General features: G+C 51.0%; 18 protein-coding genes, 1 rRNA gene and 3 riboswitches. Of the genes, 3 read left to right on the forward strand and 16 right to left on the reverse strand.

Going from position 1 to position 25735, the window contains the following annotated elements; genetic code table 11:
• The 13 genes from A3849_RS01370 to A3849_RS01430 all read right to left on the reverse strand — a co-directional run.
• A 16S ribosomal RNA gene (locus A3849_RS01370) occupies positions 1-123 on the reverse strand; the annotation flags it as partial.
• Between the two features lie 373 nt (positions 124-496).
• Complete coding sequence (locus A3849_RS01375) at positions 497-1306, reverse strand: transglutaminase-like domain-containing protein (RefSeq protein WP_074109833.1); 810 nt, start codon at positions 1304-1306, stop codon at positions 497-499.
• A 13-nt stretch (positions 1307-1319) separates the two neighbouring features.
• A riboswitch (cyclic di-GMP riboswitch) is annotated at positions 1320-1401 on the reverse strand.
• 74 nt (positions 1402-1475) lie between these two features.
• Positions 1476-1557: riboswitch (cyclic di-GMP riboswitch) on the reverse strand.
• 123 nt (positions 1558-1680) lie between these two features.
• Positions 1681-2334 carry a class D sortase gene (locus A3849_RS01380; RefSeq protein WP_083613319.1) on the reverse strand — a complete coding sequence of 218 codons (654 nt, stop codon included), beginning with the start codon at positions 2332-2334 and terminating at the stop codon, positions 1681-1683.
• 73 nt (positions 2335-2407) lie between these two features.
• Positions 2408-2812: a GtrA family protein gene (locus A3849_RS01385; protein WP_074109835.1), complete on the reverse strand. Its 405-nt coding sequence runs from the start codon at positions 2810-2812 to the stop codon at positions 2408-2410.
• Positions 2802-3791 (reverse strand): glycosyltransferase family 2 protein, encoded by a 990-nt coding sequence (locus A3849_RS01390; protein WP_143191701.1) that lies wholly within the window; start codon positions 3789-3791, stop codon positions 2802-2804. The genes A3849_RS01385 and A3849_RS01390 overlap by 11 nt, the downstream gene beginning before the upstream one ends.
• 204 nt (positions 3792-3995) lie before the next feature.
• Entirely contained in the window at positions 3996-7820 is a 3825-nt protein-coding gene (locus tag A3849_RS01395; protein ID WP_083613320.1) for a glycosyltransferase family 39 protein, read from the reverse strand.
• A complete protein-coding gene (locus A3849_RS01400) occupies positions 7817-9811 on the reverse strand; it encodes a phospholipid carrier-dependent glycosyltransferase (protein WP_218619199.1) in 1995 nt (664 codons plus the stop codon). Before A3849_RS01400 ends, A3849_RS01395 begins: the two co-directional genes overlap by 4 nt.
• A 169-nt stretch (positions 9812-9980) precedes the next feature.
• Positions 9981-11381, reverse strand: a complete 1401-nt coding sequence (locus tag A3849_RS01405; RefSeq protein ID WP_074109838.1) for an NCS2 family permease — start codon at positions 11379-11381, stop codon at positions 9981-9983.
• Positions 11382-11561: 180 nt separating this feature from the next.
• A riboswitch (purine riboswitch) is annotated at positions 11562-11661 on the reverse strand.
• Positions 11662-12049: 388 nt separating this feature from the next.
• Entirely contained in the window at positions 12050-12988 is a 939-nt protein-coding gene (locus tag A3849_RS01410) for an NADP-dependent oxidoreductase (protein ID WP_074109839.1), read from the reverse strand.
• Between the two features lie 161 nt (positions 12989-13149).
• A complete protein-coding gene (guaA, locus tag A3849_RS01415) occupies positions 13150-14688 on the reverse strand; it encodes a glutamine-hydrolyzing GMP synthase (RefSeq protein WP_074109840.1) in 1539 nt (512 codons plus the stop codon).
• 158 nt (positions 14689-14846) lie between these two features.
• Entirely contained in the window at positions 14847-17315 is a 2469-nt protein-coding gene (locus A3849_RS01420) for a DUF4129 domain-containing transglutaminase family protein (protein ID WP_074109841.1), read from the reverse strand.
• On the reverse strand, positions 17284-18660 hold the full coding sequence (locus A3849_RS01425) for a DUF58 domain-containing protein (protein ID WP_083613321.1): 1377 nt from the start codon (positions 18658-18660) through the stop codon (positions 17284-17286). Before A3849_RS01425 ends, A3849_RS01420 begins: the two co-directional genes overlap by 32 nt.
• 292 nt (positions 18661-18952) lie before the next feature.
• A complete protein-coding gene (locus tag A3849_RS01430; protein WP_074109843.1) occupies positions 18953-20188 on the reverse strand; it encodes a polysaccharide deacetylase family protein in 1236 nt (411 codons plus the stop codon).
• 108 nt (positions 20189-20296) lie between these two features.
• On the opposite strand from A3849_RS01430, the gene A3849_RS01435 reads away from it, so the two are divergent.
• A complete protein-coding gene (locus A3849_RS01435) occupies positions 20297-20971 on the forward strand; it encodes a DedA family protein (protein WP_074109844.1) in 675 nt (224 codons plus the stop codon).
• A gap of 35 nt (positions 20972-21006) precedes the next feature.
• Here the strand turns inward: A3849_RS01435 and A3849_RS01440 are convergent, their stop codons facing one another.
• Entirely contained in the window at positions 21007-22269 is a 1263-nt protein-coding gene (locus A3849_RS01440; protein ID WP_074110047.1) for an MFS transporter, read from the reverse strand.
• A gap of 156 nt (positions 22270-22425) precedes the next feature.
• Here A3849_RS01440 and A3849_RS01445 point away from each other — a divergent pair, with 156 nt between their 5' ends.
• Both A3849_RS01445 and A3849_RS01450 read left to right on the forward strand, forming a co-directional pair.
• The gene (locus A3849_RS01445) at positions 22426-23367 is read left to right on the forward strand and encodes a helix-turn-helix transcriptional regulator (protein ID WP_074109845.1); all 942 of its coding nucleotides are present in this window, start codon (positions 22426-22428) and stop codon (positions 23365-23367) included.
• Between the two features lie 47 nt (positions 23368-23414).
• On the forward strand, positions 23415-23609 hold the full coding sequence (locus A3849_RS01450) for a zinc ribbon domain-containing protein (protein WP_083613323.1): 195 nt from the start codon (positions 23415-23417) through the stop codon (positions 23607-23609).
• Between the two features lie 89 nt (positions 23610-23698).
• Here the strand turns inward: A3849_RS01450 and A3849_RS01455 are convergent, their stop codons facing one another.
• Complete coding sequence (locus tag A3849_RS01455) at positions 23699-25228, reverse strand: DHA2 family efflux MFS transporter permease subunit (protein WP_074109847.1); 1530 nt, start codon at positions 25226-25228, stop codon at positions 23699-23701.
• Positions 25225-25680 carry a MarR family winged helix-turn-helix transcriptional regulator gene (locus tag A3849_RS01460; RefSeq protein WP_074109848.1) on the reverse strand — a complete coding sequence of 152 codons (456 nt, stop codon included), beginning with the start codon at positions 25678-25680 and terminating at the stop codon, positions 25225-25227. The genes A3849_RS01455 and A3849_RS01460 overlap by 4 nt, the downstream gene beginning before the upstream one ends.
• Positions 25681-25735: the final 55 nt, after the last annotated feature.

The raw sequence follows: 25735 nt of genomic DNA on the forward strand, positions 1-25735 counted from the left end.
TTGCCTACGTGTTACTCACCCGTCCGCCGCTAAGCTTACCCCGAAGGATAAGCTCCGCTCGACTTGCATGTATTAGGCACGCCGCCAGCGTTCGTCCTGAGCCAGGATCAAACTCTCCAAATTGGTATTTAGAAAGAGCGATTGCTCATTTTGAAACATCTGACGAGAATAAAATATTCTCTATTTTTGGATCTCACTTGCGTGAAATCCCACTCACTCGTTGTTCAGTTTTCAAAGATCAAGCTCGTCGTCGGCGCCGATTATCTCGTCACCAGCAACTCTTATAATATATCACGTTTGGCCGAGTAATGCAAGCTTTTTTTTGAATTACTTATTTAGTCATTCGCATTTGCTTAGCAGTGCTCCAACAACGCTTACTTATAATACCCTATTGTCATATGAAAAAGCAACCCTTTTAAAAAAGAAAGATAACCCACTTAATTTTTAAGTGAGTTATCTTCAAGTCGAGCTTATATTCATGTCACTTCTACTTATATTAGTAGAACTTAGCTGCTGAGTATTTGCTTGCTACTTTAATCAATCCTGTAGCCTGGTTACTCTTGCCCAGTCCAGCATCGACTGTAGTATCAATAGTTACCCACTTGCCGTTAATCAAAACTTCATTCCAAGCGTGGTAGGAAGTCACATAGCTCGTGTTCCCCATTACCAGCTTAGCAGGTATACCTTGACTGCGAAGCATGGTTGCGAACAATGAGGCATAATCGTAGCAAATACCTTTTTTGGTGATGAGTGTATTATCATTGTTCGGAATATAATCTGTCGTAACCGTAGAGGCCAGAGTATAGTCATATTTCACATTGGAAACGATGAAGTCGTAGATTGCTTTCACCTTTTGTTCGTCGGTGGTCAAGCCCTCTGTCAACTGGGCGGCTTTGAGAACTGATTTATCGGAAGAACTCCACTTCACATTCTGTACAGAGCTCAAATATACGGCGTTAGCATTGTCCAGGCTCAGATCTACTGTTTCTGAAGAAACAACTTTGTATTTGTTGCCGGTAGTGTTCTCCAAAACCGAAACCTTGTAAGAGCCATTACCTTGCTGCAATGGAAAAGTTTCAGTTGGCTTCGATGCATATAGATTGTAAGTGTAGCTGTTATTGTCCTTGGTGATCATCAGCTTAATACGTTTGTCCTTCGGTACGTCATAAGATACTGCGATTACACCTTGGTTCAGCTGTGATGTATTTAACCAGCCTGTTTCCGTGCTGGCAGCTTCTGCCGAGCCTACTTGGACGGAAGTGACGACTACAAACAGTGTCAATAACATAAGATAGATCTTTTTCATGGATAAAACCCCTTTCGGTAGCTGGCTGCCATCCATTGAGGGAAGGCCCTTTAGCTTTGCGTCCCTACCTTTCGATAGGTTTGCCGTTATCGTATAAGCTTTATCTGTTCTCACTTCTAAAAGTGATCTACTAGATTCATATTAAGACTAAACAAAAAAAGCCTCTTCATTCGGTAGCTGGCTGCCATCCATTGAGGGAAGGCCCTTTAGCTTTGCGTCCCTACCTTTCGATAGGTTTGCCGTTATCGTGCTTAGCTTTTATAGTTATATACTACCATATTCATCTCTATATACAAGATCTAAATCACTAGATTCCCATTATTTATTGATAAAATTTTTACAATACCGGATTTTCGAGCCCCTGCTTGTCGAAATTAGGACAACTTAGCGTGGATAATCAGCCGATGGGTTGGATTAACCAATGGATCACAAGTAATTAGTGTGAGTATTTTGTCATCACCCCGGCCATTCAAGACGGAAACATCCGTAGGTTCAACAATCGAGATATCGTATACTACATAGCGGTAATCATGCCCACTTGTCTGTACGGATATGCTATCGCCGATCGCAACTTCATTCAATCTGTTAAAAAGCCGGCCGGCCGTTCTTGATCTGTGTGCTGCAATCGCAGCATTACCAACCTGCCCAATTGCAGCAGTCTCTTGCATATGAGCGGCAGCATGTTTCATATTGGCTTTGGTGGCGCCCTCCAGGATAGGGAGCTTCAGATTGATTTTATCGATCTGGATGATGCCTGTGATCTTCCCACCCAACCGGATTTCAGGGGATGGGGGTTCCGTCGCCTCCGCCTGATCCCCAGAGGATTCCTCTGCAAGAAGCTGGGTGACTTCGGCGTACTGCTTGCTCAGATCGGACGGCGGAGACGTTGAAGGCGCACTTTCACTAAATGCCTGTTCAGCTTCTTCCAGCAGCTTCTGCTGCTGCCAATCGTTGTACCACTCGTTAGCTTTGGGGTACAGCATAATCAGAATCCCGGCAAGAATAATAAGATAAGAGAACTTGCGCATGAACATCACCTCCGTAAGTTAGTTTGTGCAGCCCCTGGCAGAAAGGACTGTCCCCACATTTGAAGTAGACTTTTCAAAATACCCATTTCCGGCTTCCGAAAAAATTGATAATCACGGTTACACCGGTAACCAGCACTTTGGCAATCAGCACCTGAAGACCGAAGCGGTCTGTCAGCAAATGCATAAGCAGCACCGAAATGCCCAGCACCACGAGGTTAAGTACAATAAACCTAACCAGTTGCATCCGGTCAAAGCCGTTCTGACTCCCGCGGTTGTGGTCCTTAAAAGTCACTTTTTTATTCCATATAAAACTGTTGGCTGTACCGGTGCTGTATGAAATAATCTGTGCCGGTGTATTTACCATACCAAGCGAATGCAACAGGGTAAATACAGCGAAATCAATCAATGTATTCAGCAGGCCTACGGCATTGAATTTCAAAAACTGGACAAAGCCTGCATTCATTTTTTTATTTAACATAATCGCTTTCCTTCCGCATGTCCGCGCGCTCTACATCCCTATCTATGTCACCATAGCCCTTAGTCTCGCGCACGATATACAGCGGTCTATCCTTGGACTCATCATAAATCCGCCCGATATATTCGCCAATTACACCAAGCAGCATGAGCACAATACCGTTAAACAGCAGGTTGACGCCAACGATAGAAGCCCAGCCCGGGACGGTCCAAGAAGTGAAAACCCTTTGGAATAAAACAAAGAATAAATAAAGGAAGCTGGAGAAGGAAAGAAAAAAGCCAACATATGAGGCGATTTTCAGCGGTTTATGGGAAAAGGAGGTGATGCCGTCGAGCGCAAACCGGATCATTTTCTTCAGGGGGTATTTGGTTTCGCCGGCAAAACGCTCTTCACGGACGTATTCCACCATGGTCTGCCGGAAGCCCACCCAGCTTACCAGCCCTCGCACATAACGGTTCTTCTCCTTCAGACCGCGCAGCACATCGCATACTTTACGGTCAATCAAACGAAAATCCCCTGTATCTGTAGGAATATCCACACTTGTCATGCTGCTCAGCAAACGATAGAAGATCTTCGCAGTTGCTTTTTTGAAAAAAGTCTCTCCGTGGCGTTTGAGCCGCTTGGCATAAACAACATCATAGCCCTCTTTCCACTTCGCGATCATCTGCAAAATAACCTCTGGCGGATCCTGGAGGTCCGCATCAATAACCACGACCGCCTCGCCTTCAGCATAATCCATCCCCGCCGTGATCGCTACCTGATGGCCAAAGTTGCGTGAGAAATCGATCAGCTTGACATGCTCATCTTGACGGCTGACTCCGCGCATAATCTCGGCTGTACGGTCCCGGCTTCCGTCGTTGACGAAGACCAGCTCGTAGGAATCGCCGCAACCGTCCATTACCTTTTTGAGACGCTCATACGTATGCTGAATGACTTCCTCCTCATTGAACATGGGGACAATTACACTATATCTGGCTTTCACCTTTGTTCCTCCTAAAAGTTTTGTGAGCCCATGCATCCATCCGAATCGCTTCGTTCAAAACTTGCTTCGGAAGCATAAACCTAGGTTTTGTCAGCATATGCTTCCAGATCGGCTCCATACAACACCGCCCATAGAAGCATATGCCTAGTTATTTACTATATTAATCAAAAGATATAAAGCTGCTTCACACACATTGCTAGACCACTAGAATACCCAGGAAGGGAACCAGCGCAGCATAACGTCCACATACTCTTTACTGACCTGCATACCAGACAGTACGGGATAAAACAATACAAAGAGCAATGCGGCACCGGCCACATAGGCATAACGCATGTAGCGGGCTTCGGGGTATTTGCTGTCGAACAGCTTCATGATATATACAATGGCAAGAATCATGAACGGAACCATCGCAAAATAGTGGTAAAGGAATGTCTCACGCGGCACCAGCATCCACGGTACATACTGCGAGAAGAACCCGATCCAGATCATGTACAGGTTCTTGTCCTTGCGCTTCACTGTAAACCAGACCGCAGCCAGCATAGCAAAGACTCCGGTCCACCAGATCAGCGGATTCCCCATCGTGACAATACTGCTGACCTGGCCTTCGGGCAGGCCTTCTCCCCCACTGAAGAACCATACCGGCCGCTTCATGAATGGCCACTCCCACCAGGAAGAAGCGAACGGATGGGTGGCAACAAGCTGGCTGTGGTAATCATACATATTCTTCTGAGCTTGGATCAGGCCTTTGAAGGTGTAGCCATCCGCCGAGACGGACAGTACAGGGATAAAGGACAGGCTATAGATGATGCCAGGAATAATTACAAAGAACAACAGACAGCTAAGCAGGGTAATGATAGTATTCTTCCAGAATGACCCAACAGCAGTGTGGCAGGCGGCTTTCAACTCCTGGTCCCCTACTCTACCCTCAGACAGCAAGCGCCCCGCCGCTTTATATTCTCTATAGCGTTCAAACAAGCCAAGCGCCAGCATAATAGCGAGTCCGGCTCCTCCATAGATTACGATCCATTTGGAGGCAACGCCGATTCCGAAGAACAGACCCGACCAGAATAGCGGGACCAGCGTCTGGCGCAGCGGTACACGATAGAAGTTCATTGTGAAATACCGCTGCATGAAATAGAACATCAACATAATGAAGAATACGCCGTAGACATCGATCGTTGAGATGCGCGTCTGGGTGAAGTGCATGAAATCGAGTGCGAACAGTCCGGCGGCAAGTGCGGCGTAGAGACTCTTTTTGAAGAGCCTCAGGGCCATTATATAGATCAGCGGCAGCATTGCGATCCCAAAAAGGGTACCGATGATCCGCCAGCCAAACGGATTGACGCCGAACAGTTCCATCCCGACCGAGATCAGCAGCTTGCCAAGTGGCGGGTGGGTATTCTCATAAGGAACAATACCATGGGCATACTCATAGGCCGTACGGGCATGATAGATTTCATCAAAGTAGGTGCTGTTCATGAATCCGGAGTTTTCCGGAATAATCGATTGTTCGTCAAACAGGTTGGACGGCTGGCCTCTCTTGGCAGCAGCACCATCAGGTGTAACGCTTGCTACCGGAAGCGGTGTTTTGCCTCCTCCTTGTTCATAAAAGGCCATCTCATTCAAAGTGAAGCCTGGCGATGTGACGGTCAGTTTCACATATCTTGCCGCTACGTTCAAAGGCTGGCTTTTCCAAATGAATACATTACCGACATCTTCGTTGACATCCAGCGGGCTGTTCCAGACATCCGGCGATTCGCTGAACTCCAGCTTGAATTTGCCGGTTCCGACACCGCCGAATATATTCACACGTTCCAGCTGCCTGCTCTGGCCAAGGTCTACATAAAAGCTCTCGCCGCTGGCTGCCGGTTCCCACAGGGTTTCCGGGGCTTTGGTAGAGCCCAGATGAAACAAGGCCAGCGCCGCATATACAGCGGTAATGCCCAGCATCCAGATCCAGTCTTTACGCTGCAGCTTAAACCTGCCGGCTCTAACGCTCTTCGCCAGCGGACGGATTCCCTCAGCAAGTTCGATATCGGCATCATACTTCTCTGATGGAGTGGCGGGTGATGCGAGCTCCTTGATATTTTTACGGACATATACGGAATAACCTACGTACAGCATATATAACGCTAAAGCGATATTGGCAATTGCTGTCACCAGCACAATTCCGTCTGAAGGCGGGTTATTGCCGGCATTCAGATGGGCCAATGTATACCCTACATTAAGATACTGTGTCAAAGTAAAGCCGAGGAACAGGGTCAGGAACCGCCGGTCCCGGCTCTCGATATAGGTGAATAAACAAAGGATTAAAGCCGGGTACATGTAACGTTCATGCATTTTGGTACCGAACACGAACACGACTATGATCAGAACCATACCGATGAAGAAGGACTTCGACAGGTCTTTGCGGTCTTTTAGGAAAGAGTAATACGCTGCAAGGGCAACGGCCACCAGGATGAAAATGAACCCCCAGGCACGGTAGGTAATCCCAAGCCACATGGAATCAATCGAAGCCCACATGGGATCGGTCAGCGCATATAGATTAAAGGCGTTCACCGTGGAATAAGGATAGGAGGATAAGGTTCCCTTATAAAGGTCGATAAGTCCTCCGAGTCCGCCATTATTCCAGAAGAATGGAGCGGCCAGTACGGCAAAGATGCCAAGACCGTAAAGGGCACCGACCGCCAGCTGCTTCCACGCACGGTGATGATAGAAAGCAAATAGCAGAACAGGCGTGAATATTAGTGCCTGTGGTTTAATCAGCGTGGCCAGAGCAAAAAAGATAGCCGAACGCACAAATCCTTGTTCCGAGGCACACAGAATACTGAGCAGCAGGAACACTAAAAAGAATGAGTCCGCTTGCCCCCACGCAGCAGAATCCATCAGTACAGCCGGATTGAACAGGAACAGCAGCATCAGACCGATAGACACACCAGAACCAAGCTTCTTGCGGCCTGCGCGATAGATCAGCCAGCCCAGTATCAAGTCGGAAACGATTGCCGGCAGCTTAAAGAGCAGATTTTCTCCTCCGGAGCCATGTGCAAATCCGAACAGCCCGCGAATGAGGCTAAGCACATACAATATGTACAGATATCCAGGAGGATAATCGGCGAAATATCCTTTTTCATAGAACTTGCCTGGCCCCAGGTCCACAAGACGCTGACCCCAGGCGATAAAGGTATTCATGTCATTTTGGTATCCTTGTGCGGTTAATCCGATCCAGATCCGCAGGATCAATGCTGCGCCAAAGACAACATAGAGCCATCTGGTATAGATAACATCCGGCTGCTTCAGAAGCCGGTCACTGCGGAATGCCCTGTTATAGAAGAAAGCGAAAAAGACGCTAAATACCGCCGACAGTAAAAGAAGCTTGGCAGGCGATACTTTGTGCGGTGTCTCAGCAGCTTTGCCGCTTCCATTCTGGGCTGCCGCCGCTCCGCTGTCAAGCGAGATGACACTGGCTCCTCCAGGAGCGGCATCTACCTGTTCTACTGACAGATCATCAAAGTAAGCCTTGCCTTGGATCAGACTGGCATAGCCGCCCAGGGCCGCACCGATGCCCAGCTCTTTTTGCCCGGGACCTGTTTGGCCGTAGAACTCAAGATACTGCCAATCTCCAGCCGTATCCTTGGTAGCGGGGTAACCGCCTCCGATGCCTACCGGAAAAATGTTCGCACCAAGGCCCTCGCCTGCGGTGCTGACGATTTTGACATAACCGGAGATCTTATAGTAGCTGTTAGCCGATACAGCAATCGTCTGTACCCATTTGAGGTGATTGGGCTCCAGATTCTCAATAACTGCTGCCTTGTTACCGGAATGGACATCCTCAGACTGCACTGAGAGCAGCCCGGAGTTGTCCCCCGCGATCCACATATCCTTGGTCCAGCCCGAAGGAGCCCCCTCTTCTCCATCCTCGAAGCCCGGATTCTGCAATAAATTGCCTGCTGCATGAATGCTTGTTACAGGGAGAATGAACAATAACAGCATTAAAAGCATCATTGCGGCCGCGCGTGTACTCTTGATCATCGTTCCAACCTCACCTCGTCAATGTTAATCCAGCCGTTCCCGCCGGTTATGTAAATCTCCGCCTGCTCACCTTGCTTAAGGGAAGCATCCGGAAGTACAACAGAGTGATATTCATCCCCTGCAGTCAGTTCTGTTTCCGCACGTACAGCGCCATCCACCCGAATGCCGATCCTTCCACCGGAACCTCCGGCGCTTACCATGGCGGCAAGCTTGTAGATACCTGTCTTGTTGGCAGTAAAGGTCTGCAGGATGTCTTTGTCAGAACCTATATCCAGGTAAGCATGGCTTGCTCCCGAGTAAGGATTATTGTGAGCAACACCTGTCCCCGCTGAAAAGTTCCAGCTTGCGGCCCCCTCTTCAAATCCTCCATTTGGAACCTCTGCCTGCACTCCTTCTACATCAGCAGCATTCATACCTTCCGTATGGTTATAAATAAGCACGCTGTAATTCGTGAAACGGGTAATTGTGTAACCTCCATTCACAGCGGGCACAGGCTCATCTTCCCCATAGACATACGCCTTCTGCCCCGGCTGCGCGTCCGGAGCGCCAAATTTGTACCGGCCAAATGAAGCGACCCTCTGAAACGCATCTCCGGGATTGATGTATTTGACGGAATCCAGAAAATCATGCGGATTGATCTTCTCATAAAAGAGCACAAAGATATAGGGCATATTGACCTTATCCGTGACATAGACATTACCGCTGGTTGCTTCTGAAGCATACTGGATAGCCTCCCCCAATGAGTCATAAAAGGCTGGACCGATGTTCTTGGGGAACTCACGAAAATAAGCGTTTGTAAAAAAGCCGAACATTACAGCAAATGCCAAAACCGCTACTATACCGGCAGGCTTAAGTTTCTGATAGAGCCAGAATGCTGCTGCAGTAACCAGCATAATCAGCGGGTAGAAAATAATATTAATCCGGTTGATGTTCACATCTGTGATCAGGGCCATCAGAACGGCAATGCCCAGCCAGAGCAGCACGACGATATTCCCAAGCCCTTCGCGTCCGCGCTGGTAGAACTCATACATCAGGATGAAAAGCCCAAGCAGAGCAAAGGGCAGCGCAATCGGATAAGCATAACCGTATGGAGATATGGAATTCCAGGGCAGCCCGTCACTCCCGCTGCGCATAAGCCGGAGAAATGAACTAAAGTTACCGGATGCCGTCTGCAGGAGCTGTCCGCTGAATACAGAGGAAATCTGCTCCACCCGGGGCATCGTTAATTTGGGAATCGTGAAGAGCTTCATTCCAATCTCTTGAAGCCCATAATGATTAATTACTATAAATAATAGTATAGGCACAGCAAGGAGCACAAACAGAATACCGTTCCAGCCTAACGTCCGGAATTTCAAAGCTCTACTATACAATAGAAGAAATGCCGCACAGATAGCAAATACCGGTACAAAAAAGTAGGCTGTACCGTATGCATACAACGAGATTGCCAGGATGACGGTGAAGACGTAAGTCCACTTAGGATTCTGAAATGATCTTAGCAGACAATAGACGGCAATCAGGATCAATGTAGGGAACAAATTCGATTCAAGCGCCCATCTGGACATCATAATATGCCAGGGGTTGATGGCGATAAAGAACATGGCGAAAATGCCTGCAGCCCTGGATGGAAAAAGTCTCTTCATACATAAATAGAAAAAAATCATGCCAAAAAGACCCATCACCAAACTAAGCGCCCTTACCGACAGCGGTGTCAGTCCAAAGAGCCAAATGAAAGGCATGGATAAATAAGCATACAGTGCGTTCTGTCCGCTGCCCCAGGCGATGAGGTGAACGGGAAGGTGGACACCGTTGCGGTCAATCCCATAATGAAGGATCGCATAAGCATCATAACCGATGGATGCCTCATCCTGATTAAGTCCTGAAGGAATAGAGCCGAGATAAACTGACCTAACAATGGCACCCAGTAGAAACAGTACGAGCGGCCACGGATTGTCTTTGCAGGACCGGAATGTTTTTTGGAAAAAGCCTGACAATAGGATCACCTCTTCAACAATATAATCGAAATGCCAGCTCAAGAAAAGACCATATCAGAGGTTGTCCTGAAGTTACCCCCCAATAAGAGAAAACGGCCCCTTCTTCAATAGAAGGGACCGCTGAAACAGAAACCTGCATGTTCTGATTTATATAAGCTACATAATAGACTTAGCCCTGGCTGCCGATCAGAAGGTAACGCAGAACGATCAGAACAGCAAGCACCCACATCATCCAGTGGATGTCGTATTTCTTTTTACCGGCCAGGTTGGCTACACAGGCCAGAATAACGTACGTAACAATTCCGAAGGAGATCCCGTTCGCGATATTGTAAGTGAAAGGCATAATTACGAAGGTCAGGAAGGCTGGAATCGCCAGCACCATATCCTGAAAATCGATTTCGCGGATGGATTGAGCCATCAGCACACCGACAATAATCAGTGCAGCCGCAGTAGCGGGGCCAGGGATAAGCGCCACAACTGGAGCCAGGAACAGTGCAAGCAGGAAACAGATACCCGTTGTAACGGCAGTCAGACCTGTACGTCCGCCTTCAGCGACCCCGGCAGCACTTTCAACGTAAGCGGTTGTAGTGGATGTACCCAGCACCGCACCGCCGGCAACAGCGACTGCATCAACGAACATCGCTTTTCCGACACGTTTCTTGCCTTCTTCAGGGTCCTTCATAATTCCAGCACGTTCAGCCGTACCAACAAGCGTACCAAAGGTATCAAACAATTCTACAAAGGTGAATGTGGCAATCGCAGATACGATACCAGTGTGCATAATACCTTCCCAGTCAAATTGCCAGAAGTTGAGCTGTGAGAAATCAGGAACCCAGTGATTGTCAGTGCTCGACAGGCTGCTGAAATCAACAACGCCCATGAGAATAGCGGCTACTGTTGTTCCCAGAATTCCGAACAGGATTGCACCGCGCACATTCAACACCATCAGGATGGAAATCAATAAGAGGCCGATGATGACCAGCTGAACATTGGTGTTCTCCAGGCTGCCCATATGAATAACTGTCTCAAAGGAAAGTACATCTGTAAACTTATTAGCAGCGATGTCTTTGCCGGCTTCAACGCCGATCGTCATCAGTCCGCTGTTTTTCAGGCCGATAATGGTAATGAACATACCGATACCGACGGTAATAGCATGCTTCAAGCTGTCAGGAATGGCGGTAAGCAAGATCTGCCTGATCTGGGTGATCGTAAGCACGATAAAGATAATACCGGAAATAAATACAGCGGTCAGACCCATTTGCCAGGTAAACTCATGGTCAGTGGTTGCCGACGATAAAACGACGGATGCAAAATATGCATTAAGGCCCATACCAGGCGCCAGCGCTACCGGAAAATTAATGAACAGTCCCATGGCGATGGTGAAGATCCCCGCTGCCAGAGCGGTTGCCAGAAATACGGAATACCAGCCCATGTCAATACGGCCAAAGGCGGTAAGTGTGCCTGGATTAACCGACAAAATATACGCCATTGCCATAAATGTGGTCAGACCGGCCATAATCTCTGTGCGTACTGTGGTGCCGTTTTCTTTCAACTTGAAAAAGCGGTTCAAATTGTTCTCCCCCTAAGGTGTATGTTGTCTGAAAGCAACAGAAAAGCCGGCATCTTGGGAGACACCGGCCCGAAAAAAGAACAGCTTCGCGATTGTCAAGCCAAAACAGCTTAGCCATCCCTACAAAGGACGGTACCGTTTCAGCGAGAAATATCGGACTCACATCCGAAGGATCGTGAAGGCTTTGCTCTTCTTAATCGTAGCCAGGTCATTACGGTGACCTCGTAGAGACTTCCAGGCCGATTCCCGGAATTATACGAATATTTATGCTGCTCTAACGCTTTATTATTTTAGGTGTACATGACATCACTTGTCAATGGTAAATACGAACATTATGGGTGCGGTTTTAAAAATTGTTCGTAATTCAGACATTTGTCACGTTACACTTACTTGTGTCATTAACAAGCAGCTTGAGCAGCTTTACGGTGTAATTTTCACTCTCTTCTTCTAGCTTGTCCTTGTCAAGGAGAGGGTATCCCTCCATTCAGCAGAAGTAGAAGGGAGGCGCAAAATGAAATGGATGCTTGGGGCACCTCTTAGTTTTGGTGTAAATAAAAAAAGAAATCGCCCGTTTAGGAAAAGTGGAAGTACCACCAACCATCCCAAAAGGAGCGATTTCTTTGTGCATTCACTAACCATGGACCAGCTTTGCTTACCAATGGATTTTTTTAAGAAAAAGTTATGGCAATTTTACCGACAGCATGGTGGGTCTCGCTTAATGCGTGGGCATCATACAGTCCCTTTTGCGAAAAAGGAAACGTAGCACCGACCACTGATCTGACCTTCCCCTGCTCCAAAAGGCCGGAAATTTCCTGAAGCTGCTGGCCATTGGGCTCGAGCCATATATTTTTCGCAGTTACGTCAAACTCCCTCACCAGCTCTTCATCAAAATTGCTGACGATCGATATAATCCGCCCGGTATGTTTTTTGAGCACTTTGAAGCTGTTCTTCTGAACATCTCCGCCCATCGTATCGAACACAACGTCCACATCTGATAAAACATCTTCAAATTGGGTCGTTCGGTAATCAATAATCTGGTCCGCTCCCAGAGAAGCAAGCAATTCATGATTACGCTCGCTGGCTGTTGTAATTACATAGGCTCCGGCTTGTTTGGCAAACTGAATCGCGAACATACCCACGCCACCTGCACCGGCATGAATTAATACCTTTTCTCCTGCAGTCAGTCCACCATGGGTAAAAAGCGCCTGCCAAGCCGTCAGGCCGGCGAGCGGAACCGATGCGGCTTCTTCCCATGAGATGTTGCCAGGCTTGTGTGCCAGCAGGTGATCATCCACTAAAGTGTATTCAGCATACGTGCCAAAGCGGGTCGTTTCCGGGCGTGCAAACACCTCGTCCCCTACTTTCCAATCCGTTACCCCGCTGCCGATTTCTGAAATCGTCCCGGCGACATCCCACCCCAAAATAATCGGAAACTCCCAATCCATCATTTGTTTCAAGTAACCTTCCCGCAGCTTCCAGTCAATTGGATTGATGGAAGTGGCGGCCACTTTGACTACAACCTGATGTGCTTGCGGAGCAGGATTCTGTACTTCTCTTTCCTGAAGTTCTTCCTTGCCCCCATAACGATCGATGACGATGGCTTTCATTGCTTCTCCTCCTTAAATATACTCTTCAACAGTATTATCCATCTCATTACACAAAAAATGCAAATGACCAAACAATTTCTATAGCATTACAGCCACAAAAAACCTTCAAACCCACGGCAATGGTGGAGTTGAAGGTTTCGGTGTAGTTCAGCTATTTAATTTTATTCCCACTCAATGGTTGCAGGCGGTTTCGAGGTAATATCGTAGACGATACGGTTGACGTTGTCCACTTCGTTGACGATACGGACGGAGATTTTCTCCAGCACATCCCAAGGGATACGTGCCCAGTCGGCAGTCATGCCGTCGATGGAGGTTACTGCGCGAATACCTACAGTGTAGGAGTACGTACGCTCGTCACCCATAACGCCCACACTTTTCATGTTAGGCAATGCGGTGAAATACTGCCAGATTTCGCGGTCTAGACCGGCTTTGGCAATTTCCTCACGCAGGATGTAATCGGAATCTCGCACGATGGTCAGCTTCTCCTCAGTCACTTCGCCAAGCACACGGATAGCAAGTCCCGGGCCCGGGAAAGGCTGACGCCATACAATGGCATGCGGCATTCCCAGCTCTTCGCCCAGCTTGCGCACCTCGTCCTTGAACAACGTATTCAATGGCTCGATCAGACTGAACTTCATATCTTCCGGCAGTCCGCCGACATTGTGATGGGATTTGATGGTCTGTGCCGTTGCTGTTCCACTCTCTACAATGTCGGTGTACAGCGTACCTTGGGCTAGGAAAGAGAAGTCACCCAGCTTGGCCGATTCTTCGTCGAAGCAGTAGATAAATTCGTTGCCGATGATTTTGCGTTTCTGTTCGGGATCGGAGACACCTGCCAGCTTGCCCAGGAAACGATCGCGTGCATCAATCTTCACCACGTGGATGTCGAATTTGCCGACAAAGGTTTCCATTACGCTCTCGGCTTCACCTTTGCGCAGGAGGCCATGGTCGATAAACATACAAGTCAGCTGGTCACCAATTGCCCGGTGAATCAGCATTGCAACAACTGAAGAGTCTACACCGCCGCTGAGGGCACAGAGTACTTTTTTGTCGCCGACTTTATCCTGGATATCCTTGATGGCATCCTCAATAAAAGATTCCATCGTCCATTTGCCTTCACAGCCGCAAACTTCGTACAAGAAGTTCGAGATCATCTCATTCCCGTTCACGGAGTGGCGCACCTCAGGATGGAATTGAACTGCGAAGAATTTGCGGTCTGCATGACTCATTGCCGCAATCGGTGCACTCTCCGTGCCGGCATCCAGCTTGAATCCGGTCGGAAGCTCCACCACATGATCACCATGGCTCATCCAAACGGTCTGACCGCTATCCAGTCCGGTAGCAAGTACAGCGCCCATTTCAAAGTCAACGTTGGCCTTGCCGTATTCCCGCTTGTCCGCACGTTCAACCTTTCCGCCCTGCTGGTGGGCCATAAGCTGCATACCATAGCAGATACCAAAAATCGGCAAGCCCAAATCATAGATAGCCGGATCTACATGAGGTGCATCCTCGGCATAAACACTGCTTGGACCACCGGAGAAGACAATCCCCTTCGGCGATAGTGCCTTAATCTTCTCAATTGGCGTATTGTACGGCAGAAGCTCGCTGTATACCCCCAGGTCCCGAATTCTGCGCGCGATAAGTTGATTGTATTGTCCCCCAAAATCGAGAACGACGATAATTTCATTTGGCTTGTTCATTACGTGCCTCCCTTGATTATTGGATTCATTATACTCATGGTTAATTCTTACCGTCAAGGAAAGGAAGGCACGTTTATTCAATGGTTTTGCCCTTGTGCAGCAAGCAAAATCAACAATTTGGCAGATGTTCACAGTATGGGAGATGAGCCAAAATGTCATTAAGTCAGACGGAAGGTAATAATCAGACAGCTCCCGATAAAGTCGGCGCCCTCGGCGGCGGCTTTTGCGCTGGCGGCCGCGGCCCTGGTGCGGCGTTGGTGCTTAAGGTTAGCAGCTGTGCGGAGCGGCGGGATGGCCGGGAGCGGCGCTGCTGTGCGGAACGGCGGGAGAGCCGGGATGGGTAGCTGCACCTGCGCTGACGCGGCGGGGCAGCTGAACGCCAGGGCTTCCCACTGGCGTATGAACTGCCGAAGCGCGGCGCGCAGCCGCGCATCCTCAATGGCCAGGGAGGCGGCGTACTCCCTGGCCGTTACCCCGGGCGGCGGCGGTCCATACCGCACCGCCAGCCCGCGCCAGGCCAGCGCGGCAGCGCGCAGCTGCCGCTCGCGGCTTACCCTGCCGCCGCGCCGCGCCGCCGGCAGCAGGGCCAGGCTGCGCCGCCAGCGCCAGGCGGCGGCCAGCCCCGCCAGCGCCGCTGCTACCGGCGCTGGCGGGTTCCCGCCCGCCTGCGGCAGGGCGGGCAGGACGTCCGCGCCGTGCGCAGCGGACGCAGGGGTTCCCGGCGGCGCGGATGCAGCCGCCGGGGGGTCTGCCGCGAGGCCTCCGGCAGCGGCGAGAGCGGCAGCGGGGGTGGGGTCGAACGGGACCCAGCCCGTGCCGGGAAAGTAGACCTCCACCCAGGCGTGGGCATCGCCCTGGGTGACGTCATAACGCGGCGGCACGGAGCCCGGTGCCAGCGTACCCGTCCCGTAGCCCTGGACATAGCGGGCCGGTATACCGGAGCTCCGAAGCAATACGGTCATCGCTGTTGCGAAATGCACGCAATAGCCCTGCTTCGTGACGAAGAGGAAATCATCCGCGAAATCAGACCCGGCGGGCGGCACCCGGGTCTTCAGCGTATAAGTGAATCCGCTTTGCAGGTAATCCCGCACTGCGGTGACAGCTTCATACCGGTTACCCGCAGAAGCTGTGAGCTGTGCGGCCAGCTTGCTGACCCGTTCAGGCAGCAGCACGGGAAGCTGCAGATCCTCATTGCGGATGGAGAGAGGATCCATTCCGGAAGAAGCCGCCAGCACAGCGGGGTTACTCTCCGGGAGTACAGAGTCTACAGTGTATTCTGCAACTCTGACCGTGCCCCCCGCCTCCGGGAGCCGAAAGCTGGTTTTCTCCGGATTTGCAAGCACATAGCCAAGCCGGCTTCCGTCTTCAAGGACCACGCCCCGGATATCCGCTACCGTTCCGGCACTGAACAGCGGAAGTCCACCCGCAGAAGGAACCGCGAATTGAACGCGCTGAACAAGTCTGCGGCTCTCCCCGGCATTTCCGGACAGCTCCTGCTTAAATACGGGCAGCCCTGTCAGACTGATCGGCAGAAATGCCGCTCCGTCCCTGATCCAGCGTCTCCCGTCATAATAAGCTATACTCTCCCCGCGCCAGTACGAGGGCTGAGAGGCAAACACACTAAAAACAGCTTGCGTACTGGATGACAGCGGAGCCCCTAGCTCTGCGTCACTTGAACTGTATCCTGTGTTCCCTAACAGGGTCTGTTGCTTACTGGAGGACTCCTCCATTTGCCCTGACGCCCAGTTCTGCATCATAGTCATCACCGGCTGAAAGCTGACCGGCCCTCCCGGACGTGCTCCGTACAACTGCCCCCCTGTCCAGGCAGCCGTTATTATCATTAATGCAGCGGCCAGGGTTGCCACTCCCCAGCGTGTATAAGGAATTGAAGCACTCCCGGTGCGTTCTCTTAGCCGCAGCAGACTGTTCAAAGCCTGCATCCATAGAATCAGCCCCAGGGCAACTATAATATCGCCAGTTGTTCTGACCGTGAACCCCATATCCAGTGCAAGAAGATATACCAAGGTCACGAGAGTAAAAAGTGCCGTACTGCCTCTGTAAAGCGCCAGTTGCTGAACGGAGCAGACCAGCAGACCCCAGCCCAGCACCAGAATCAGTAAGCGGCTATTCCCGCTAAGCGCCGAGAGATGTCCTGAGAAAAGGCAAGCTATATCCTCCGGAAACCCGGCAGCATATGTGCCCAGCCAGCGTTCCCCTTCGTTGGCGGCACAGATATAGAACCAGGTCAGGAACATCATTATGAATTGAACCGCATACAGCAGAAAATTAGGAAGCCGAAGGCTTCCCCACAGCAGCAAAGCTGCCGCGGAGAACATGAGCGTGTACAGCAGCCGCTGCGTATCCGGCTCGATGGCAGACCGGAGTAGGGGGAGCAGCCATTCCATGAACAAGCCCATAATGGCCAAAGAGAACAGCAGCCGATAATGCAGAGGACTGCTGTCCCTGTAATCAGCTTGACTGTTCTCCAAAGGGTCCCGGGCGGTCGGGGCAGTGCTTGTACCGCTCCTCTGCTCCAGGCGTTTCTTCCACATGCCTAACGGCCCTGCAAACGCTCCTACAACATTCGGCTGGATGCTACCAGAGCGTTGACTTCTCCTGGAATCCATGGTTTCCCACCCCCTTGTATCCGTTTGACGGGCAACTGTCTCTGAGGCAGTATACACTGGCTCCGAGTCTGGCCAGGCTGGCGCCGACCGTTGAAGCAGGGCTCCATGAATTCTTCTCAGTACCACCTGCCGCTTCCGGAGCGGGTTGATCCCAGACGTAATACAGTTCAACCTTCACACCCTGCACCAGAAAACGAGCAAGGGAACGGGCGGATTCTTCCTCCAACCGGCCTGTAATGACGGCAACGGTCATCCCGGGAATCCATCCCTTCGAGGCATCCTCCAGCAGAGTGCTTAGAGAACGCCCGCCATCGGGGGCAATTTCGGTGAGCATATCCTGGACTCTGGACGGGATTTGCCCGAGTCCTTCATGTCTTGCCATGCCCTCAGGCCATCCGCCGCTGAAGAGCTGGACATATGAACCAGTCTGCTCAGCGGCCAGCAAAAGACCCATGGCGGCCGAAACCGCCTGCTCAAATGCATCGGGTGCAGCACTTCGCTGCGCCCGCGGGGTCAAAGCCCCGTATGGAATTTGATATTCTCCGGGAGTATTGGCAAGAACGATGCAGGACATGCGTCCTTCCTCCCGCTCCGGTACACGGCTCTGCAGCGTTCCCTTGCGGGCACTGTTCTTCCAGTGGATACGGCTGAGCGGATCTCCTGGTGCATACTCGCGGATTTCACCAGCTTCAGCGCTGTAATTCCGGGTACTCCTGCTAAGTGTCACGTCTCCTGCCTTCATACTGCTATAAAGCACCGCTCCCCCTATATACCAAGGTTTCGGACGGACCTTGAAGCTGTCTCCGCACCCTGACTGGCAGCCGCCAGTGAATAAGCCGAGCATATCTCCCCAGCTTACACTGCACCCGTGAAGCCGGTGTACCCCCCTCTGTACTTCCTCCAGCGGATAACTATAAGTCAGGGAGCGCCGGAATCCCGGGAAAAGCAATTCCTGGTGTTGACCTTGGCTCCAGTGGTCAGCTATTACCATCCACGGCAGTGGAATGCTTGATCTGAAGCTGACCCGTACTTCCACGGTCAGCGTATCCCCGGCTGCCAGGCTGACACGGGACAGGCTTCGCGTAACGGTCACCTGACGCGGGCCCATGAGCTTCAGCAGCAGCCCGCCTATCATAAGACCTCCGCAGGCCGTCAAGAGAAACAACAGCGTCTCGCCTCCCCGCCAGACATACAGGGATAGAGTGACAGCAGCCACCGCCAGCATTCTCAGCCACTCTCCCAAGGGATTTCGGCCATAGTGGGCAGACAGGCTCCTGCTAGGATTTACGCTGTTTTGATCCTTCCGTTCGAGCGGTTTCTGTTCCATTAAGGATGAAGAGGACAATGGACTACCCTTCCTTTGGTCATAGACTAGCCCCTACTGCCATCCCCGTTAGGTGATATGGCGGTTCGAAGCCTGATACTGTCTATTCTTCCCACGAAAAAGAGTGCCTAGACCTCCTGCTCAGCTCCATTTCAAAGCGCTTTTACCCTACGTTCGTCTACGGTCACTGCTGTTGTCAACGGCGCATGACCGGCAGCCTCCAGCAGCCCCCGAAGCGAAACCCACAGGGAAGAGCCGATCATTTGCACATCCGTACTGCGGACCTGCTGTCTGCCATCTGCTCCTGTTATAGTTAATTGGCAGCATCCGCTATGATGGTCCGGCCATTCCAGACAATTTTGCCGCTGCGGCTGGCGGAATCCCAGTTAACCCGGCCGCCAAGCCGCTCCACCACTGCACGCAGAGGAACCCTGTACTGCCCTTCGCTGATACTATATTCCCCTGGCAACAGCTTGGTTTCCAGCAGACCCACCTCCAGTGCCAGCGCTTTGCCTGGGGTGAACAGTTCATGGTTAGGAACTATATTTGCAGCAATCCAGTCCCTGGAGGGCGCGTTACGACTGGCTTTGGCTGCTGCGTCCGATACTCTGAACTGGACAGGCTGCATCTCTGCATCCAGTACACCAAAATCATATCCGGCAGACTTATAGCGCTGGATGATTTCGGGCAAAGCCTTGGCACTCTGTTCATGACCGCCCCCGTCATGCAGCAGGAGGATCACGCGGGAAGCATCCATATCTGCTACCGATTCCTTCAAAATATCCGCAGCGGGCACCCCTCTCCGCCTGGAATCCCCGCTATCTACTGTCCAATCCATGACGGAATAGCCCGCTTGCTTCAGCAGATGGAAATACGTCTGGTCGAAATGCCCAAACGTGCCACCTGGCGCACGAATAAGCTGCGGGCGTACCCCTGTGATATTGCGGACAATCTCCTCGGTTTGCTTGATTTGAGACCAAAACTCCGTAAACCTGCTATATAAATCATGGTAATTATGATTATAGGTATGATTGCCAATCGAATGCCCCTGCTCCCATATAGCATTGATCAGCTCCGGCCGCTGTCTGGCCTGCTCTCCAAGTACGAAAAAGGTTGCCTTTACCCCCTGCTGGCGCAGGATTTCCAGCACCTTCGAAGTGATTTTGCTGGGGCCGTCGTCAAATGTTAAATAGACTGTCTTGTGCTTGTTTGGCGCAGGAGGAGGATTTTGGGCATCAGTCTTTGTCACAGCAGCTTCTGCCTCAACAGCAGCTTTCACCGGGGTGATAACCGTACTTGGAGCCATAACTTTCCCTGCTGCCTGTGAAAGACGGTTTGGCGAATACACCCCTGCATTCCAAGAGGAGCCCTGCTTCGCCTGAAGCTGTCCGGAATTCGCGGCTACCGGGGCCAAATCTTGCTTCACAGGAGCCGGAAGATTATTCTTATAGAGTACAGCCCATCCCCCTACTGCAAATATTAGAACCGCCATAGCAAGCAGCCCGCTTAGAACGACCGGGCGGATATGATTTTTCCGGCTGTCTTTCATCTTCTCTACCTCCAGCATTCTATTGCGCTTTTCGCGCCGTTTGGTAGATTGTATGAAGACAAGCCGGGAAATAGACTTAGGCATGGTGCCCTTGGAGAGTGACGACCTATGGAAATGTTGAATTGGATACAGGAATTGTTCGCGAGTTACGGATATAGTGTGCTATTCTTCGGACTTCTGCTGGAGTTTGTGGCCCTGCCTTTTCCGGGGGAGACTACTATGGCGTTTGCGGGCTTCCTGTCCTACACCGGCAGACTTGACTTTTTTGTGCTGATTGCCGTAGCTTTTGCCGGAACTACAATTGGTATGACTGTGACTTATTTCATCGGACTTAAGGCCGGGCTTCCTTTTATTCGCCGTTATGGAAAATGGTTTCTGTTCTCAGAGAGCAAGCTGGAGAAAACGCAGCATTGGTTCGACCGCTATGGCAGTATACTGGTTTCCATAGGCTACTTCATTCCCGGAGTCCGGCACTTTACCGGCTATTTTTCCGGCATTACCGCCCTGCCGTTCCGGAAGTTTGCCCTTTATGCCTACAGCGGTGCCCTGTTATGGGTAGTGCTTTTTCTGGGAATCGGAAAAGTATTCGGTCCGCAGTGGATGGGTATCTTTCACCTTATCGAACAGAATGCGGTCTGGATTGCCTCCGGTATCGCCGGCCTTGCAGCCCTTATTATCCTCTACCGCTGCCGGCGTAGCATCAGCGCCCGTCTTCTCAGGCGCAAAAGAGCCATGGACCTGGATTCAAAAGTGAACGTCAAGGTCAAAGAGCCTTCCAAGTGAAGATGTGTTCCGAACCGTTACTGAAATGACTGAATTCACCTGTTTTCCCGGCGCAGGCGCAGCAATGAAAAACCTCCAAGCAGCAATGCCACCCCTGCGAAGCCGGCTCCACCTGTAAAGCCCAATGCCCTCGGCCCCATCATATCCAGCAGCCAGCCTGCGCCGAACATAGACACTCCAATCAGAGATCCGCTGATCGCTGCCAATATCCCAAAAACTACTGGCTGCTGGGCCTGAGGTGTTTCCCTCATCACCAGCGTATCGAGACACGCATTACCAATCCCTCCGCAGAGCGACAGCAGAATATACAGGACAAAGGCCGTTCCAAAGTGGCTGCTCCCGCTGATACTCATCAGCAGAATTCCCTCCAGCAGTAACCCGGCAAGCGCGATAGACAACAGCCTCTTCTTCAGTAACCGTCCGGCAAAAAAACTAAGGCTGAGTCCGATGCCCAACGCGCCATAAAAGGCTCCGACTCCGGCATCCCCCGCATGAAAAACCTGCACAGCATACACGCTGATCAGCACATTGTCCCAGCCATTGATAATGGGCACCAGTAATTCGTAGGCCATAATAATCTGCAGCACCTGACTGCCGCCAATCAGAATTTTGAGAGTCTGTAAGCGGCCAGCCCGTCTCCGGAACCCCTGCTGTAACTCTGCTGAATCAGAGTCTGCACTCTGTTCATCCCCACTGACAGCATTCTCTGGAAACCTTATGCCCCGGATCAGGAGTGCCGCCAGCAGGAAAGAGGCTGCATTCAGGACAAAACCCATTTCCGGTCCCCACCACAGGGACACAATTCCACCTGTAAATGCCCCGAGGATGAGTACACATCCCGTCATTAACTGCTCTAGGCTATTAATCTTAAGCAAAGCATCCGGTCCGGCCAGCAGTGGAATCGAAGATTTGCGCACAGGACTGTAAATTGCCTCTCCAACCGCCATAATAAAGCTCCCTGCATACAGCAGCCATAGCCTGTCCTCCCCATCCACCAGCAGAAAGGACAGTGCAATCGGTACCCGCAGGATATCAACGGCCATCATGAGGGTTTTGCGCGGTATTCTCAAGACCAGTATCCCGGCAAGAGGGGCCATGAACAGATAGGGAATGACTCTTACCCCCAGTGCGATCCCTACCGCCATTCCTGAGCCGGTCACCTTCAGAATCAGCGCCAGCATGGCGATACTGCTGAACCGGTCACCGATGCCATTTACAAGACCTGCTGTGAACAGCCGCGAATATCCTCCCTTTTTCCTTGTCAGTACTGCCACGGTGCTGTCCTTCAATCCATTCATGTTCACAATGCGTACCCTCACATTCATAATTAAATAAACATCTAATTAGATGTTATTCTAACATGCATGATTTGGCAAGGTTTTATTTACTTTGATTCCATGTGAGAATATAAGGATAATGAGAATACGAATACTCCCGGAAAGAAGGACGTTTGTGTGAAAATAGACCGTTTGCTCTCCATCGTCATATTACTGATGAACCGGCCCTTGGTTCAGGCCAAGGATTTGGCCGAGATGTTCGAGGTGTCTGTACGCACTATTTACCGTGATATCGATAGCATTAACGGCGCCGGTATCCCTGTCGTCACCTATCAGGGTTCCAATGGCGGCATTGGCCTTATGGAAGGATACCGGCTGGACCGCAATGTCCTCACCGAACGCGAACTGGCGGATATTTTCACGGCTCTGCAGAGCGTCTCCTCCTACGGTGGACGTAGACACAACCTGCTTATGGAAAAAATCAGCAGCGTCATTCCTCCCTCCAAGTCCCAGGCCTTCCGCACCAAAACAACCCAGTTGATTGTCGACTTTTCCCCCTGGGGGCTGCAGGGTCTGCTGGAAGAACGTCTGTCCCTTCTCAAGGAAGCGCTGGAGGAGAGCATTGCCGTAGCTTTTGATTATGTCGATGCAGACGGCGGGGTCAGCCACCGTTCTGTGGAGCCTTATACACTTGTACATAAAGGTGCGGGGTGGTATCTATATGGCTACTGCACTGAGCGTCAGGATTTCAGGCTGTTCAAGCTGCAGCGAATGAAGGCACTGGTCAAGGAAACCCGAAGCTACGAGCGCCTGGATATTCCGCTGAAGGATCTGCCCTGGACAGAAGGCTGGAAAGAAACGCTGCATACGCAAGCTATCGTCTTGCATTTTTCAGCGGAGGGCAGACATTTGGCGGAAGACTACTTCGATTCGGAAGAACTGGAACCGGCTGGAGACGGCGGATACACCGTTAAGGTGGCTTACGCGGAAAATAACTGGCTGTACGGATTTTTGCTGAGCTTCGGAACGGTTGTGGAAGTAATGGAACCAGAACCGATCCGCCGCAAACTGGCCGGACTCGCAGCAGAAATCGCTGCCAAATATAAAGACTGCTTGTAAACCTGAAGGAATGCTGCAGGGCACTGGCCGCGAAGGCAGCAAGACGGATGAATATTGTATATGACTACGAGAGTGGAGAATTCAAGCAACCGGAGAGTACCATGGAAGAGATGGCCGATCTGTGCGCCGGATACATGGTAGAGGAAGGCATGGATGAAGCTGGGGAACGAAGTATTCTGGCTAACAGCCTGCCGCGTTTGAAGCTGTGGAGTACAGGGGCCGGGGTCCAACCCCCCCTGTAAACAAGGGCCAATATACAGCAAAAGGACTACCCATACCGGATAGTCCTTTTGTTCATAGTTATGAGTACGTGTTCTTGCAAGTAAGCAGCTTATGCCTGTTGTGACTTCACTTTCTGTAGCTGCACAGGCTCCGCCTCTTCCGTTTTCAGGAAGTCAGGCTGCGGAGAGGTTTTCTTGATGAACAAGGCCAGCACGAGCGCCACTACGGTCACCCAGGTAGCTACGGTAAACGCATGGGTAATCCCGTTGATCGTGGCGTCTTGTGTAAGTTTGAGCATTGCCGCCTTGTCGGTCTGGGATACAGCCCCGCTCATTACAGCATCCGTAATGTTGCTCTTCGTACGGTTGGTCATCAGGCTGACGAATAGCGCCATCCCCAGTGCTCCGCCGACTGTCCGCAGCGTATTCGACATTGCGGTTCCGTGTGAAGCCAAGCGCTGCGGCAGCTGGTTCAGGCCGGCGGTTACGATTGGCATCATCAGCATGGACATCCCGAACATCCGGGCCGTGTACGTCAGAATCAGGTGGGTGTACGTCGTTGTATGAGTAATCTGGCTAAATTCCCAAGTGGTAACGGTAGTGATAACCAGACCGATAACGGACAGCCATCTGGCACCGATTTTATCAAAAATAATCCCTGTGATCGGAGACATTACGCCCATTAGAATTGCACCCGGCAGCAGCATCAGCCCCGACTCCATGGGTGTAAAGCCACGGATCGTCTGCAGATAGATTGGCAGCAGGATCATACCCGAATATAGTGCCATCGTAACAATAATGTTAATGACTGTAGTCAATGAGTACATATTGTACCGGAATATACGGAACTCGAGCAGCGGCTTGTCGGTGGTAAGCTCCCGCCATACAAACAAAGCCAGAGATACAACGCCAAGAATCAGGCAGGCATACACAGTCGGGCTGTTCCAGCCGTCTGTACCGGCATCACTGAAGCCATACAGCAATCCGCCGAAACCAAGCGTCGACAGGACCACACCCAATTTATCCAATCTGGGCGAAGTCAGCTTTCCAACATTCTGCATCGTCTTCATCCCCAGCAGTGTGGAGAAAATAGCCAGCGGAAGTACAATGTAGAACAACACACGCCAGGAATAGTTCTGAACCACCCAGCCGGACAGCGTAGGTCCTACAGCCGGGGCAAAAATCATAGCAACCGCCATCAGGCCCATCGCTTTACCGCGTTCTTCAATCGGGAAGATCCGCAGGAAGACGATGTTCATCAACGGCATTAGAATACCTGCGCCGACAGCCTGGATCACTCTGCCGACCATAATCATCTCAAATCCGGTCCCTATGGCACAGACCAGCGTTCCTATAGAAAAAAGGATCATTGCCGTAGTAAATAATTGCCGGGTGGTAAACTTCTCTACCAGAAAGGCACTGATTGGAATAAGCACCCCGTTCACCAGCATAAATCCTGTAGTCAGCCATTGCGCCGTATTGGCGGCAATGTTGAGGTCCTCCATCATTTTGGGCAGCGCCACATTCATCAGTGTCTGATTCAGCAGCGCTACGAATGCGCCAATCAGAAGGGCTGCAATAATGGGGCCTCTGCGTATCGTCTTCGACGGCGCGCCAGCGTTAGCAGATATTGTACTCATAGCTTCTTGTTCTCTCTCCCTTGTTCTAAAATTTTAATAATTTCACCATGCAATCGCAGCAGCTCTTTGGCATCTTCAGCGGGTATGTTCGACAATGGCTCCAGATGGCTTCTGAGCGACTGTTTGCTTCGCTCCCTGATCTCCAGGCCTTTCTCAGTCATTGCCAGCCTAAATATGCGTTTGTCGCTCTCCGAGCGTTGTCTGGTTATCAGTCCAGCTTTTACCATCCGGTCCACTACACCGCTCGCAGCGCTGTTCCCCAAATGCAACAGGTCCGCAAGCTCCGTAATTCCTATATCAGGGTGAGCCGCCAATTTGCGCAAGACCATTAACTGGGTAGATGTAATGCCCAGCTCTTCTGCATCCTTCCACATCAGCTGTTGAAAATTATGGATGATGCAACGGAATGAAGAAAAGATTTCATCCAATTGCTGCTCTTTATCCTCCAACACTCATTACCTCCATGAAATTCACATACTCAATAATACTTCGCATGCGAACTATTTT

The sequence above is a fragment of the Paenibacillus sp. P46E genome (assembly GCF_001909095.1).
Taxonomy (GTDB): Bacteria; Bacillota; Bacilli; order Paenibacillales; family Paenibacillaceae; genus Paenibacillus_AQ; species Paenibacillus_AQ helianthi.

What these genes read in the sequence shown, in the direction of transcription:
- A3849_RS01375 (WP_074109833.1), bottom strand. Translation starts at nt 1,306, where the DNA reads ATGAAAAAGATCTATCTTATGTTATTGACACTGTTTGTAGTCGTCACT.
- A3849_RS01380 (WP_083613319.1), bottom strand. Translation starts at nt 2,334, where the DNA reads ATGCGCAAGTTCTCTTATCTTATTATTCTTGCCGGGATTCTGATTATG.
- A3849_RS01385 (WP_074109835.1), bottom strand. Translation starts at nt 2,812, where the DNA reads ATGTTAAATAAAAAAATGAATGCAGGCTTTGTCCAGTTTTTGAAATTC.
- A3849_RS01395 (WP_083613320.1), bottom strand. Translation starts at nt 7,820, where the DNA reads ATGATCAAGAGTACACGCGCGGCCGCAATGATGCTTTTAATGCTGTTA.
- A3849_RS01410 (WP_074109839.1), bottom strand. Translation starts at nt 12,988, where the DNA reads ATGAAAGCCATCGTCATCGATCGTTATGGGGGCAAGGAAGAACTTCAG.
- guaA (WP_074109840.1), bottom strand. Translation starts at nt 14,688, where the DNA reads ATGAACAAGCCAAATGAAATTATCGTCGTTCTCGATTTTGGGGGACAA.
- A3849_RS01420 (WP_074109841.1), bottom strand. Translation starts at nt 17,315, where the DNA reads ATGGATTCCAGGAGAAGTCAACGCTCTGGTAGCATCCAGCCGAATGTT.
- A3849_RS01430 (WP_074109843.1), bottom strand. Translation starts at nt 20,188, where the DNA reads ATGAAAGACAGCCGGAAAAATCATATCCGCCCGGTCGTTCTAAGCGGG.
- A3849_RS01435 (WP_074109844.1), top strand. Translation starts at nt 20,297, where the DNA reads ATGGAAATGTTGAATTGGATACAGGAATTGTTCGCGAGTTACGGATAT.
- A3849_RS01440 (WP_074110047.1), bottom strand. Translation starts at nt 22,269, where the DNA reads ATGAATGGATTGAAGGACAGCACCGTGGCAGTACTGACAAGGAAAAAG.
- A3849_RS01450 (WP_083613323.1), top strand. Translation starts at nt 23,415, where the DNA reads ATGAATATTGTATATGACTACGAGAGTGGAGAATTCAAGCAACCGGAG.
- A3849_RS01455 (WP_074109847.1), bottom strand. Translation starts at nt 25,228, where the DNA reads ATGAGTACAATATCTGCTAACGCTGGCGCGCCGTCGAAGACGATACGC.